Consider the following 13,372-nt stretch of genomic DNA (forward strand, 5'->3'; position numbering starts at 1 on the left):
CGCGGCGCGCGCGTCGAGCCGGAAGGATCAGGACGTGACGGGCGAAGCGGCCACCAGGTGCTCGGTCAGGAACCAGACCTGCAGCTCGTTGGTGCGCAGCACGTTGCTCACGAACACGTCGTTGCTGCCGTCGTCGCCGGCCTCGTCGACCTTCTTGGCCGCCTTGCGGGCCTCGACGATGATCAGCTCGTGCGCTTCGGCCAGCCGGCGGATCTGCACCGCGGCGGGCTCGCGGCCGCGCGGCGGGCGCGGGATCTTGGTGGTCTCGGCGATGTCCGGTGCCATGGCCAGCGCGATGCCGCCCAGCAGCTGGATGCGCTCGGCCAGGATGTCGACCAGCAGCACCTGGGCCTCGAAATGCTGGTCGTACATCAGGTGCAGCTGGTTGAAGGTCGGGCCCACCACCTGCCAGTGGTGCTTCTTGTACATGTCGCGCAGCGTGATCGTGTCCGCCAGGCACTGATTGAGCAGCGCCACGCTCTCCTTGCAGACCTTTTCCGAAAGGCCATTGGGCAGCTTGACGATCTCGCCAAACTTCTGCGTCTCGTGGCTCTGCTGGTCGAGGTCGGGTTGCACCGCCTTCTGCTTGGCGGTCATGGGGGCGGTCTTGTCGTTGTCTTGGGTGGCCATCACTGAACTCCGTGATTGAAAGAAAGAGGAGGGAGGGGAAAGCCTCTTTCTATCGATCGCGGAGGTCCGGCCGCGTAGGCCGGCGTGCCATTTCCGTGCAGAAGATCGGCCGGCATCCTGCCGGCCCCGGGCGCTCACTCGATCTTCACGCCCGCGTCGTTGACCACCTTGGTCCACTTGGGGATTTCCTTCTGCAGCAGCTGGCCGAAGGCCTCCGGCGTGCTGGCCACCACCTCCACGCCCTGGTCGCGGAACTGCTTGACCACCTCGGGGTCCTTGAGGATCGCGACGATGTCCTTGTTGGCCCGGTCGACCATGGCCTTGGGCACGCCGGCCGGCATCTGCATGCCGAACCAGACGATCACCTCGTAGCCCGGCACGCCGGCGGCCTGCACCGTGGGCGTGTCGGGCAGCAGCGCGGCGCGCTCGGTGCCGGTCACGGCGATCGGCTTGAGCTTGCCGGCCTTGATCTGCTGCATCAGGTTGGGCACGTTGTCGAACAGCACGTCGATCTCGCCGCCCAGCATGGCCATCACCGCGGGCGCGCTGCCCTTGTAGGGCACGTGGGTCATCTTGGTGCCCGTCATGCTCATGAACAGCTCCATCGACAGGTGGTTCGACGAGCCCGAACCGGTCGAGCCGTAGTTGAGCTTGCCCGGGTTCTTCTTCGCGAAGTCGATCAGTTCCTTGAGGTTGCTCACGCCCGGCAGGTCGGGGCGGATCACCAGCGCGTTCTGCGTGTAGCCGGCCCACACCAGCGGCTGGAAGTCGGCCGTCGCGTTGTAGGGCAGCTTGGCGCCGTAGAGCGCGGGCAGGGCCGAGAAGGGCAGTGGCGTGATCAGCATGGTGTAGCCGTCGGCCGGTGCCTTGGCCGCCAGGTTGTTGCCCAGCACGGTGTTGCCGCCGGGCCGGTTGTCCACCACCACCGACTGCTTCCACACTTTCGACAGGCGGTCGCCGACGGTGCGCGCCAGCGTGTCGTTGAAGCCGCCGGGCGTGTAGGGCACGATGATGCGCGCGGGCTTGCTCGGGTAGTCGTCGGCACGCGCGAGGCCGCAGAGCGTGAGGCCCAGGCACAGCGGCGCCAGCAGGCGCAGCAGGGTTCGTTTCGCGATGGTCATGGCTTGTCTCCGTTTTCTTCTATGGGTGGGGCGGTCTCAGAACTTCACGACGTAGCCGGGTCCGTCGACCATCGGGTACTTGTCGAACAGGCTCTCGTCCACTTCGATGCCCAGGCCATGGCCCTTGGGCGGCTCGACGCAGCCGTCGGCGCCGATCGCGAAGGTGCTGCCGAACATGTCGCGGAAGGGGTTGAACTTCGACACGCAGGCCTCGAAGTAGCCCGCGTTCTCGGTGGCCGCGAGGAAGTGCAGCGTGGCCGCGTGGTTGAGGCCGGTGGCCGAGCTGTGGGCATGCACCGGGATGCGGAAGGCCGAGGCCATGGCCGCGATGCGCACGCCCTCGGTGATGCCGCCGCTCTTGGACAGGTCGGGCTGCCAGACCTGCACCGCGCCCGCGTCCAGCATCTGGCCGAACTCGAAGCGGGTGAAGTGGTTCTCGCCGGCCGCGATCGGCACCAGCGGCGTGATCTTCGCGGCCTCGCGGTAGGACGCGAAGTCGTTGCAGGCGAAGGGCTCCTCGAGCCAGCCCGCCTGGATGTCGGCCAGCGCCGGCAGCACGCGGCGCACGTCGGCGATGGTGTAGGCGGTGTTGGCGTCGGTCAGGATGTCGATGTCCTCGCCCAGCACCTCGCGCACCTTGCGCACGCGGGCGATGTCGTTCTTCACCGTGTCGCCGATGCGCAGCTTGACCGCCTTGTAGCCCTGCTCGACGTACGACTGCGCCTCCTCGGCCATGGCCTCGGCCGGCTGGTAGCCCAGTGCGATGCCGCCCGCATAGGCCGGGATGCGGCGGTGCGCGCCGCCCAGCAGTTCGTACAGCGGCATCTTGGCCGCCTTGCCGCGGATGTCCCACAGCGCCATGTCGATGCCCGACAGCGCCAGGCAGGTGCCCGCGCCCAGGCCGTGGCTCGACAGCTGCATGCGGTGCACGCGCTGCCAGGCGCCCACCACGTCGGTCGCGTTCATGCCGACCAAGAGCGGCTGCAGCGTGTTGTGCACCAGCGCCACGATCGCGCCGGGGCTGCGGCCCGGGTGCGCCTCGCCGTAGCCGGTGATGCCTTCGGAGGTCTCGACGCGGATGATGATGCAGTCGCGCTTGAGCGTGCTGCCGATGCCCATGGTCACGGTCTTGCCTTCGGGCAGGCGGTAGGACAGCGGCACGGCGGTGATGCGGGTGATCTTCAAGGGGTGTCTCCTGGTGGGCGTGGAAGGGTGGGGAACGATGCGGTCAGGCGTTCGCCGCGTGCGGCCGGGCGAAGACCTCGGGATTGACGATGTGGGGGGGCTGCTCGCCGCGCAGCAGCACGGCCGCCAGCGTGTCGACGGCCAGCAGGCCCATGGCGCGCTCGGCCTCCTGCGTGAGACCCGCGAGGTGCGGCGTGAGCAGCACGCCCGGGTGGTGGCGCAGCGCGCTGTCGGCGGGCAGCGGCTGGGTCTGGAACACGTCGAGCACCGCGCCCGCGAGCCGGCCTTCGGCCAGCGCCGCGGCCAGGTCGTCCTCGCGCAGCACCGGCCCGCGTCCCACGTTGACCAGCACCGCGCCGGGCTTCGCATGGGCCAGCACCGCCGCGTTGACCAGGCCGCGTGTCTGCGGCGTGAGCGGGCAGGCGATCACCACCACGTCGCTGGCCGCGAACAGGGCCTCGATCGACAGCGTGGCGATGCCCGCCGGCACCTTCGATGGCGTGCCGGTGCAGACCGCGAGCGCCATGCCGAAGCCCTGCATCGCCATGGCACCGATGCGCTGGCCGATCGCGCCGTAGCCGATCAGCCCCAGCGTGCGGCCCCGCAGTTCATAGGTGCGCGCGCCGGCCTGCGCGCGGGCCGCCCAGTCGCCGGCGCGCACGCTGGCGTCGAAGGCCGCGAGCTGGCGGCTGTGCGCCAGCAGCGCCGCGAACACGTACTCGGCCACCGCGTTGGCGTTGACGGCCGGCGTGTTGCCCACCGGAATGCCGTTCGCGGTGGCGCGCTCGACCGGGATGAAATCCAGCCCCACGCCCTGGCGCATCACGCAGCGCAGCGCGTTCGGGCCGTCGAACAGGTCGGTGGGCAGCAGGCGGCGCACCACCAGGCCCTGCGCCTGCCGCACCGCTTCGCGCAATGCTGCATCGCTCTCGGTGCGCGAGAGACCGTCGGGCAGTTGCGCGACCTCGGCCCAGCCGCTCAGGCGTGCTTGCGCATCGGGATGCAGCGGATCGGTCAGCAGAACGCGGGGAAGGGTCATGGCGCGGCGATCGTTGACGGCGGACCTCGACGCGAGCCCGTGCCTCGGCAAGCCGTGCCGGGGCCTTTGTCTCAGTCGTCCAAGGTGCGTTGCCGTTGAAGTTGTGTGATGAATCTATCACACAACTTTGCGCCGGTGGCCCGGGTTTCTGCGGAGCCTCAGCGTTCGACCGTGCTGCCGCGCAGGCTGCCCAGCTTGGCCCGCGCCACGCGCTGGGCGGCGGCACGGCTGTCGCCGGTCCAGAAATCCTTACCGGCCTGCTCGATGCGTTCACCGGTGTTGCGCATGTGCAGGAAGGCCGCGGTGCGCGCCGCCGCCGGGTCGCGTGCCTTGATCGCGGCGCAGATCGCCTCGTGCTCGGCCAGCACCTGGGCCGCGAGTTCGGGCCGCCGAGCCTCGTTGGTGCGGGTCAGGCGAATGGCGTCGTGCAGCGCGCGTGTGAGCATGCCCAACAGCTCGGTGTAGTGCGGGTTGTGCGCGGCGTGCGAGATCGCGATGTGGAAGGCCAGGTCTTCCGCCACGCCGTCGCCGCCGTCCTTGACCGCGCGGGCGATGGCCCGCAGCGCCTGCTGGATCTGCGTCATCTCGGCACCGCTGCGGCGCTCGGCCGCCAGCGCCGCCATCTCGGCCTCGATGCCGCGGCGCAGTTCGAGGATGCGCAGCACGCCCTCGGCCGGGTTCTCGTGGGGTTGGCCCAGGCGGAAGGCGTCCGACACCTTGGGGTCGCGCACCACCGTGCCGCTGCCCTGGCGGGTCTCGACCAGGCCCTCGGACTTGAGGCGCGAGATCGCCTCGCGCACCACGGTGCGGCTCACGCCGTACTGCTCGGTCATCGACTGCTCGGTCGGCAGCCGGGTGTTGACCGGGTACACGCGCGAGCGGATGTCGGCGGCGATGAGCCCCGTGACGCGATCGGCCAGCGTGCCTTCCGCTGCGGGGCGTGCGCTCGGATCGTCGGTTTGGGAGAAGGCCATGTGTCGTTGGAATGGGCGTTTCTGAAGTGTCGAAGAATACCACCGCGGCTTCTTCGCTTGACAAAGTGATATGACGTATTTGTAATACGACTGGAGACAACATGCTGCATCGCAACGATGCATGAAAACCCTGAGAGCCCATGACCCCTGTCGATCGTCCCCGTGCCTTCCTCTGCCGCCGCTTCACGCCCGCCGTCGAGACCGCGCTGCACGCGCGCTTCGCGCTGCAGCTGAACGAGGACGACAGCATCCTCGCGTCCGCCGAGATCGCGCGCCGCGCGCACGGCAGCGAAGTGCTGTTCGTCAGCGCCACCGAGGCGGTCGACGCGGCCGTGATCGCGCAGCTCGCGCCCACGCTGCGCACCATCGCCACGCTCTCGGTCGGCCACGACCACATCGACCTGCCGGCCGCGCGCGCGGCCGGCGTGCGGGTGCTGCACACGCCCGACGTGCTCAGCGACGCCTGCGCCGAGATCGCGCTGATGCTGCTGCTCAACGCCTGCCGCCGCGGCTTCGAGGCCGACCGCCTGGTGCGCAGCGGCGCCTGGGCCGGCTGGGCGCCCACGCAGCTGCTGGGCATGGGCCTGGTCGGGCGCCGGCTGGGCATCTTCGGCATGGGCCGCATCGGCCGCGCGATCGCGGTGCGCGCGCGCGCCTTCGGCCTGCAGATCCACTACCACAACCGCAGCCGGCTCGACGCCGCGCAGGAAGAGGGCGCGACCTATCACGCCACGCTCGACGGCCTGCTCGCGGCCAGCGACATCCTGATGGTCGCGGCACCCGGTGCGCCGTCCCTGCGCGGCACCTTCGATGCGCAACGGCTGGCGCTGCTGCCCGAGGGCGCGGTGGTGGTCAACATCTCGCGCGGCGACCTGATCGACGACGCGGCGCTGATCGCCGCGCTGCGAAGCGGCCGGGTGCGCGGCGCCGGCCTCGACGTGTTCGCCAACGAGCCGAACGTGCATCCGGGCTACCGCGCGCTCGACAACGTGTTCCTCTCGCCGCACATCGGCAGCGCCACGCACGAGACGCGCGACGCCATGGGCTGGCTCTTGATCCGCGGCATCGAAGCCCTGGCGCGCGGCGAGACCCCCGACAACCTGCTTTCCTGACCCCCACCCTCACACCCATCACCATGAAACTCCAGCACCCCGACCTGTTCCGCCAGCAATGCCACATCGGCGGCCGCTGGGTCGACGCCTCCGACGGCGCCACCCTGCAGGTCACGAACCCGGCCGACGACAGCGTGCTCGGCAGCGTGCCGCGCCTGACCGCGGCCGACGTGCGCGGCGCCATCGATGCGGCCAACGCCGCGCTGCCCGGCTGGCGCGAGACCAGCGCCAAGGAGCGCTCGCGGCTCATGCGCCGCTGGTTCGACCTGTGCATGGCGCACCAGGACGACCTCGCGATGCTGCTCACGCTCGAGCAGGGCAAGCCGCTGGCCGAGGCCAAGGGCGAGATCGCCTACGGCTCGAGCTTCATCGAGTGGTTCGCCGAAGAGGCCAAGCGGGTCTACGGCGACATCATCCCGGCCGCCTCGCTCGACCGCCGCATCGTGGTGCTCAAGCAGCCGGTGGGCGTGGTCGCGGCCATCACGCCATGGAATTTCCCCAACGCGATGATCACCCGCAAGGCCGGCGCCGCGCTCGCGGCCGGCTGCACCATCGTGATCAAGCCCGCCTCGGCCACGCCGTACTCGGCGCTGGCGCTGGCGCAACTCGCGGCCGAAGCGGGCATCCCGGCCGGCGTGCTCAACGTGGTGACCGGCTCGGCCTCGACCGTGGGCGGCGAGCTCACCGGCTCTTCGGTGGTGCGCAAGCTCTCCTTCACCGGCTCGACCGAGGTCGGCAAGCAGCTCATGGCGCAGTGCGCGGCCACGGTCAAAAAGGTGTCGATGGAGCTGGGCGGCAACGCGCCCTTCATCGTGTTCGACGACGCCGACCTCGACGCCGCCGTGGCCGGCGTGATGGCCTCGAAATTCCGCAACGCGGGCCAGACCTGCGTGTGCGCCAACCGGATCTTCGTGCAAGCCGGCATCTACGACCGCTTCACCGAGAAGCTGCGCCAGACCGTCGAGGCGCAGGTGGTCGGCAACGGCCTCGAGCCGGGCGTGAACCTGGGCCCGCTGATCGACGACGCGGCCGTGGCCAAGGTGCGCGAGCACATCGAGGATGCGGTGGCGCTGGGCGCGCGCATCGTCACCGGCGGCCAGGCGCACGCGCTGGGCGGGCGCTTCTTCACGCCGACCATCCTGTCGGACGTGTCGCCGCAATCCAAGCTGATGCAGGAAGAGACCTTCGGCCCGGTGGCGCCGCTGATCCGCTTCGAGACCGACGACCAGGCCGTGGCCATGGCCAACGACACGCCCTTCGGGCTGGCCGCGTATTTCTACACCCAGGACTACGCGCGCGCCTGGCAGGTGGCCGAGGCGCTGGAGGTTGGTATCGTCGGGCTCAACGAAGGGCTGATCTCGACCGAGCTCGCACCCTTCGGCGGCATCAAGGAATCGGGCGTCGGGCGCGAAGGCTCCAAGTACGGCGTCGACGACTATGTCGAAATCAAGTACGTGTGCGCGGGCGGCCTCGGCCGGCCGGCGCGCGCCAAGGCATGAACACAGCACTGAATATTTCGCAGGAGAGAAAGCAATGAGCAACAACAAGAAGATCGGCCTGATCGGCGTCGGCATGATGGGCCACGGGATCGCCAGCAATATCGTCAAGCACGGCCATGCGCTGGCGGTGCTCGAGCACGCGGGCAACCAGCCGCTCGACACCCTCAAGGCCGCGGGCGTCACCACCTTCCAGACCGCGCGCGAACTGGCCGCGGCGGTCGACGTGCTGCTGCTGTGCGTCACCGGCTCGCCCCAGGTCGAGGCGGTGCTGCTGGGCGAGGGCGGCGTGCTCCAGGGCCTGCGCAAGGGCACGGTGATCATCGACTGCTCGACCGCCATCCCGGCCTCGACCGAGCGGCTGGCCCAGGTGGTGGCCGAGGCCGGCGGCCGCTTCATGGATTCGGCCATGACGCGCACGCCCAAGGAAGCCGCCGAAGGCCGGCTCAACCTGCTGGTGGGCGCCGACGAAGCGCTGTTCGCCGAATGCCGGCCGCTGCTGGCCTGCTTCGCCGAGAACATCACGCATGCGGGCGGCGTCGGTGCCGGCCACCGCATGAAGCTGCTGCACAACTACGTGTCGCTGGGCTCGGTCGCGCTGATCGCCGAGGCCGCGGCCTGCGCCGAACGCGCGGGCGTGGCGCCCGAGGTCTTCGTCGACGTGCTGAGCAAGGGCGGCGGCGGCGGCACCGCGCTGGAACGCCTCAAGCCCTTCCTGCTCGCCAAGGACCCGAACGGCCTGCGCTTCGCGATGTCGAACGCGCTCAAGGACCTGGGCTACTACACCACCATGGCCAGCGACAGCCACTCGGCCCGCGCGATCGCCGAAGGCGTGCGCCAGACCTTCGAGGGGGCGGTGAACGGCAGCGATCCGCAGACGCTGGTCCCCGAACTGGTGGCACTGCTTGCCAAGCGCGGCGACGGCAGCTGATCCAGTCCTCACCCCCCAAAGCAGAAAGCCGCCCCGAGGGGCGGCTTTCTTGTGGGTGAGGCACCGCAGGCGCCTCGGAGGTGGTCCTAGTCCTCGACGAAAGCTTCTTCGCGCTTGGCCTTCACGGCCGGCAGCAGCACGATCACCAGCAGCAGCAGCGCGGCGGCCAGCAGACCCGCGGAGATCGGCCGCATCACGAACACGCTCCAGTCGCCGCGCGACAGCAGCAGCGCGCGGCGCAGGTTCTCTTCCATCATTGGGCCCAGGATGAAGCCCAGCAGCAGCGGCGCGGGTTCGCACTTGAGCTTGAGGAAGGCGTAGCCCACGATGCCGAAGATCGCGACCATCCAGACGTCGAAGGTGTTGTTGTTCTCCGAGTACACGCCCACCGCGCAGAACAGCACGATGGCCGGGAACAGCCACTTGTAGGGAATGGTCAGCAGCTTGATCCAGATGCCGATCATCGGCAGGTTCAGCACGATCAGCATCAGGTTGCCGATCCACATCGAGGCGATCAGGCCCCAGAACAGTTCGGGGTTGCTGGTCATCACCTGCGGGCCCGGCTGGATGTTGTGGATGGTCATCGCGCCCACCATCAGCGCCATCACGGCGTTGGGCGGGATGCCCAGGGTCAGCAGCGGGATGAAGGAGGTCTGGGCACCGGCGTTGTTGGCCGACTCGGGGCCCGCCACGCCGCGGATGTTGCCCTTGCCGAAGGGTACTTCGCCCGCCTTGAGCTTCATCTTCTTCTCGATGGTGTAGGCCGCGAAGGCCGACAGCAGCGCACCGCCGCCCGGCAGGATGCCCAGGGCCGAACCCAGCGCCGTGCCGCGCAGCACCGCGGGCGTCATGTCCTTGAAGTCCTGCTTGGTGGGCCACAGGCCCTTGACCTTGGCGGTGAACACTTCGCGCTCGTGCTCGGGCACGGCCAGGTTGGCGATGATTTCGCCGTAGCCGAACACGCCCATGGCGATGGCGATGAAGCCGATGCCGTCGGTGAGTTCGGGGATGTCGAAGCTGTAGCGCGCCACGCCCGAGTTCACGTCGGTGCCGACCAGGCCCAGCGCCAGGCCGAACAGGATCATCGTGATGGCCTTGAGCAGCGAGCCCGAAGCCAGCACCACGGCGCCGATCAGGCCCAGGATCATCAGCGAGAAGTATTCGGCGGGGCCGAACTTGAAGGCCAGCTCGGTCAGCGGCGGCGCGAAGGCGGCCAGGATCAGCGTGCCCACGCAACCGGCGAAGAAGGACCCCAGCCCGGCCGCGGCGAGCGCGGGCCCGGCCCTGCCTTTTCTGGCCATCTGGTAGCCGTCGATCACGGTCACGACCGAGGAGGATTCGCCCGGCAGGTTGACCAGGATGGCGGTGGTCGAGCCACCGTATTGGGCACCGTAGTAGATGCCGGCCAGCATGATCAGCGCGGCCACCGGAGGCAGCGCGTAGGTGGCGGGCAGCAGCATCGCGATGGTCGCGACCGGGCCGATGCCGGGGAGCACGCCGATCAGCGTGCCCAGCAGGCAGCCGACGAAGGCGTAGACGAGGTTCTGCGCCGTGAAGGCGACGCCGAAACCAATCGAGAGATTCGTGATCAGGTCCATGAGTGCTTGTGTCTCGTTGTGGTGTGCGTGCTCAGCCGATGAACGTGGGCCAGACCGGGAACTGCAGCTTCAGCGCGACCACGAAGGCGAGGTAGCTGCCGAGCGCGAGGATGGTCGCCAGCACGGCGACACCCTTGAAGCTGAACTGGTCGCCGGCGAGGCTGGCGATGAAGGTCAGCGCGTAGATCGCGACGATCAGGCCCATCGGCGGCAGGCCGATGCTCGGCAGGCCGCCCAGCAGCACGCCGAAGATCAGGTTGGCGCCGATCACGAAGCCCAGCGGGCGCCAGGCGATGCTGCCGATGGGTTCACCGTCCTCGGTCTCGATGATCAGCGCCTTGAGCGCGATCAGCGAACCCATGATGGCCATGAGGATGCCGACGATCAGCGGGAAGTAGCCCGGGCCCATGCGGGCGCCGCTGCCCACGTTGTACGTGGTGGCGCCCCAGGCGAACGCCACGCCGAAGGCGCTGAAAAGCACGCCCGAGTAGAAGTCTCTCTGACTTTTGATTTTCAACCTTTGTCTCCTGTAGATGCAATGAATCGCGACGGCGCGCGCGAGCGCCGCGACGGGCACGGGAAGTGCGCAGGCGATGGTAGGAAGACAGAGGCCGCGCGTGCATGACGAACACATTGCCGTTTGGCAATGTGGGCGGCCGGCGGGCGCACCCAAAAAAAAGACCGGCACGGCGGAGGCCGTGCCGGTCGCGCGGAAGGCGCGGGTGCTTATTCGCTCAGCGAGGTGCTGCGCAGTGCCGCATCGCCCGCGATCTCGGCTTCGGAGAAGGGCACCTTGAGCCACTGGCCCGCGCTGTAGGCCCGGGTGTAGTCGCCGTTGTGCGCCGAGGCCGGGTCGTCCGACAGCGAGAAGGTCAGGAAGGTGCGGGCGTCCACACCGCCTTCGGGGAAGCGCACCACCTGCATGTAGCTGTTGCCGTTGGGGTTGGCGTCCATGCTGTAGCCGCCCTTGTCGAGCCGGTTCTCCGAGCAGGCGATGGTGAAGTAGCCCGGGCCGCCGCAGCCGCCGTACAGCGGGATCTTCTGGCCGCCGCGGGTGGCGAACAGCACCTCGCCGCGGGGCGCGTCCAGGGCGTAGCCGCTGGCCTCGACGCGCGCGATGGCGGCGCCGAAGGCCTGCTGCAGGCCGGCTGCGGCCGTGGCCTTGAGATCGCGCGGCGTGTTGACCGCATCCTTGGCATCGAAGGGCACGTTGTAGAGCGTGGCGGCCGGCAGCAGCGCGGCGCGATTCCAGAACTCGTCCCACACATGGGCGCCGCGCGAAGCGACGGTGCCGATGTTGTCCCAGTTGCGCAGCGCGGCGCAGGCCGGGCCGGTGTCGACGTCGCGGCCGATGGCTTCCTTGGTCTGCGGGTCCGTCGCGACCGTGATCTTCGGCGTGGCGCACACCAGGTCCAGCGCATCGTTCTTGAACAGCTCGGCCGTCAGCACGCGGCTGTTGAGCACCATGCGCTGCACGATGTCGCTGGTGGCTCGGTTGCCGCCGTAGCGGTCGGTGCCCGCCAGGCGCTCCTGCGCCAGCCGGTTGCCCATGCGGGTGCGGAAGCTCACGGCCTCGGTGCCGGCCGGGCCCATGATGTCGGGGTAGTCGGTCAGCGGGGCCTTGGGCTGCGTCAGCCAGTAGCTGTCGTTCATGTTCGCCACATAGTCGTCGCGCTGCAGGCTGGGCATGCGCGAGGCGCCGATCGCGCCTTTCTGCGCCGAGTCGGCGTCGGTCTGCCAGTCGCAGTAGCCGCGCGAGCCGTCGAAGATCGGCACCCGCGGCAGGCTGGCGCGCAGCGACAGGCCGGTGGGCGTGGTGCAGCTCGCGGTCTGGGCCGGCGACACGTTGGGCACCGCGCCGATGTCGGCGTACCAGGCCTTGGCCGCGCCCCGGCCGACGGCCACGGTGTTGACCCAGGGAATGGCCGCTTCCTCGCGCTGGATGGCGATGAACTCGTCGAGCGACTTCGCCTGGTTCCAGCGCAGCCAGTTGCGGAAGGTGCGGTAGTTCTCGCCGTTGATGTCGCGCATCGCGAAGGCGGTGGTCTGGTTCCAGGCCAGCGCCGGGTTCAGCAGGCCGAGGTTGACCATCGGGCCGTACTCCGACTTGTAGAGCGTGCGCGTCACGGGCGACACGCCGCCGTCGCTCTGCTTGACCTTCACCGTGATGGCGGTGGCCTGCATCTTCACGGCCACGCCGTCACGCAGGTAGCTGGTCGGGTTGCCGGACGCCAGCTTCAGTTCGAAGAAGCCGAAGCGGCGCGCGGTCGACACAGTGTGGCTCCAGGCCACGTTGTCGTTGAAGCCGATCAGCATCACCGGGATGCCGAGGAAGGAGGTGCCGCTCACGTTGAGCTGGCCCGGGATGGTGAGCTGCGCCTGGTAGAAGCGGTCGGGCCCGCGCCAGTACCAGTGCGGGTTGCCGAACAGCAGCGGGCTGCCGTCGCCGGTGGCCAGGGTGCCGAAGCCGATCATGTTGCTGCCCACGCCTTCGTGGCCGCCCACCTGCAGCTCGGGCAGCTGCATCGTCGCGGACGCGAACTGCGCTGCCGCCTTGCGCGCGCTCAGCTGGGTGGGGCCGCTCGCCGCGGGCGCGAGTGCGCCGGCGATGTGGGGCAGGAAGTTGCTGTAGCCGCCCGCGAGGTTGGCTGCATACATGCGGCGGTAGATGTCGTCGGTGCTCACCGGCCGCACCCAGGCCTCGCTGGCGCAGGCCGCGTTGGCGCCGGCCTTGGCCTTGACGTCGCGCACATAGCGGTTGTAGCCCGCGGCGAAGCCGGTCACCAGCTGCTTCAGGTTGTCGGGCTGGGCCGCGATCATCTTCTGCACCACGTCGTCGGAGATCACGTGGCGATGGAAGAAGTCGGACTCGATGTTCTTCGGCCGGCCGATGGTGCTGCTGGCCAGCAGCTGCGCGTCGGCGCCGAGGAACTGCGAGCGCTCGCCGCGGTAGGTGAGGAAGGAATCGGCCATGGTGCAGAGGTTGTCCTCGGCCTGTGCATAGCCGTAGCCGTAGCCCGCGCCGGCCCAGGTGTCGGCCTTGATGTGCGGCACGCCCATGGCGGTGCGGCGGATCTCGGCCTTGTAGGTGGCGGTGGGCGGCGTTCCGGGGTCGGGCGGCGGCGAGATGTCGCCGCCGCTGCCGCCGCCGCAGGCGCTGAGCAATGCGGCTGCCGCGAGCGCGACGATGGAAAGCGGCAGGGCGCCGCGCGAGGCTTGGACTCGTCTCATGATCTTGTGTCTCCGGTGATGCCCTGCTGTCAGGGCAGTGCGCAGCTTAGGGAGA

General features: G+C 69.3%; 11 protein-coding genes. 3 read left to right on the forward strand and 8 right to left on the reverse strand.

Annotated features, from left to right (window positions below):
- Nucleotides 1-27: 27 nt before the first annotated feature.
- From QTI20_RS12245 to QTI20_RS12265, 5 genes are all read right to left on the reverse strand, one after another.
- Complete coding sequence (locus QTI20_RS12245) at nt 28-630, reverse strand: Dps family protein (RefSeq protein WP_220811755.1); 603 nt, start codon at nt 628-630, stop codon at nt 28-30.
- A 134-nt stretch (nt 631-764) separates the two neighbouring features.
- Complete coding sequence (locus QTI20_RS12250) at nt 765-1,751, reverse strand: tripartite tricarboxylate transporter substrate binding protein (protein ID WP_286551187.1); 987 nt, start codon at nt 1,749-1,751, stop codon at nt 765-767.
- Nucleotides 1,752-1,787: 36 nt separating this feature from the next.
- Nucleotides 1,788-2,936, reverse strand: coding sequence for a mandelate racemase/muconate lactonizing enzyme family protein (locus QTI20_RS12255; protein ID WP_286551188.1), 1,149 nt, complete (start codon nt 2,934-2,936; stop codon nt 1,788-1,790).
- Between the two features lie 43 nt (nt 2,937-2,979).
- On the reverse strand, nt 2,980-3,975 hold the full coding sequence (locus QTI20_RS12260; protein WP_286551190.1) for an NAD(P)-dependent oxidoreductase: 996 nt from the start codon (nt 3,973-3,975) through the stop codon (nt 2,980-2,982).
- Nucleotides 3,976-4,133: 158 nt separating this feature from the next.
- The gene (locus QTI20_RS12265; RefSeq protein ID WP_286551191.1) at nt 4,134-4,949 is read right to left on the reverse strand and encodes a FadR/GntR family transcriptional regulator; all 816 of its coding nucleotides are present in this window, start codon (nt 4,947-4,949) and stop codon (nt 4,134-4,136) included.
- 140 nt (nt 4,950-5,089) lie between these two features.
- On the opposite strand from QTI20_RS12265, the gene QTI20_RS12270 reads away from it, so the two are divergent.
- From QTI20_RS12270 to QTI20_RS12280, 3 genes are read left to right on the forward strand one after another with little or no spacing between them, the layout of a single operon-like run.
- On the forward strand, nt 5,090-6,061 hold the full coding sequence (locus tag QTI20_RS12270; RefSeq protein ID WP_286551192.1) for a 2-hydroxyacid dehydrogenase: 972 nt from the start codon (nt 5,090-5,092) through the stop codon (nt 6,059-6,061).
- Nucleotides 6,062-6,084: 23 nt separating this feature from the next.
- Nucleotides 6,085-7,560, forward strand: coding sequence for an NAD-dependent succinate-semialdehyde dehydrogenase (locus QTI20_RS12275; RefSeq protein WP_286551194.1), 1,476 nt, complete (start codon nt 6,085-6,087; stop codon nt 7,558-7,560).
- Between the two features lie 34 nt (nt 7,561-7,594).
- Nucleotides 7,595-8,488: an NAD(P)-dependent oxidoreductase gene (locus QTI20_RS12280; RefSeq protein WP_286551196.1), complete on the forward strand. Its 894-nt coding sequence runs from the start codon at nt 7,595-7,597 to the stop codon at nt 8,486-8,488.
- An 86-nt stretch (nt 8,489-8,574) separates the two neighbouring features.
- Here QTI20_RS12280 and QTI20_RS12285 read toward each other — a convergent pair whose 3' ends face one another.
- From QTI20_RS12285 to QTI20_RS12295, 3 genes are all read right to left on the reverse strand, one after another.
- Nucleotides 8,575-10,086, reverse strand: a complete 1,512-nt coding sequence (locus tag QTI20_RS12285) for a tripartite tricarboxylate transporter permease (RefSeq protein WP_286551197.1) — start codon at nt 10,084-10,086, stop codon at nt 8,575-8,577.
- Nucleotides 10,087-10,117: 31 nt separating this feature from the next.
- Nucleotides 10,118-10,603 (reverse strand): tripartite tricarboxylate transporter TctB family protein, encoded by a 486-nt coding sequence (locus tag QTI20_RS12290; protein ID WP_286551198.1) that lies wholly within the window; start codon nt 10,601-10,603, stop codon nt 10,118-10,120.
- 209 nt (nt 10,604-10,812) lie between these two features.
- A complete protein-coding gene (locus QTI20_RS12295) occupies nt 10,813-13,317 on the reverse strand; it encodes a penicillin acylase family protein (RefSeq protein ID WP_286551200.1) in 2,505 nt (834 codons plus the stop codon).
- Nucleotides 13,318-13,372 lie beyond the last annotated feature (55 nt).

Origin of the sequence: Variovorax sp. J2P1-31, assembly GCF_030317215.1 — a bacterium.
Classification (GTDB): domain Bacteria; phylum Pseudomonadota; class Gammaproteobacteria; order Burkholderiales; family Burkholderiaceae_C; genus Variovorax.

Coding starts and splice junctions, on each gene's coding strand:
- QTI20_RS12280 (WP_286551196.1), top strand. CDS start 7,595: ATGAGCAACAACAAGAAGATCGGCCTGATCGGCGTCGGCATGATGGGC.
- QTI20_RS12270 (WP_286551192.1), top strand. CDS start 5,090: ATGACCCCTGTCGATCGTCCCCGTGCCTTCCTCTGCCGCCGCTTCACG.
- QTI20_RS12260 (WP_286551190.1), bottom strand. CDS start 3,975: ATGACCCTTCCCCGCGTTCTGCTGACCGATCCGCTGCATCCCGATGCG.
- QTI20_RS12245 (WP_220811755.1), bottom strand. CDS start 630: ATGGCCACCCAAGACAACGACAAGACCGCCCCCATGACCGCCAAGCAG.
- QTI20_RS12250 (WP_286551187.1), bottom strand. CDS start 1,751: ATGACCATCGCGAAACGAACCCTGCTGCGCCTGCTGGCGCCGCTGTGC.
- QTI20_RS12295 (WP_286551200.1), bottom strand. CDS start 13,317: ATGAGACGAGTCCAAGCCTCGCGCGGCGCCCTGCCGCTTTCCATCGTC.
- QTI20_RS12275 (WP_286551194.1), top strand. CDS start 6,085: ATGAAACTCCAGCACCCCGACCTGTTCCGCCAGCAATGCCACATCGGC.
- QTI20_RS12265 (WP_286551191.1), bottom strand. CDS start 4,949: ATGGCCTTCTCCCAAACCGACGATCCGAGCGCACGCCCCGCAGCGGAA.
- QTI20_RS12285 (WP_286551197.1), bottom strand. CDS start 10,086: ATGGACCTGATCACGAATCTCTCGATTGGTTTCGGCGTCGCCTTCACG.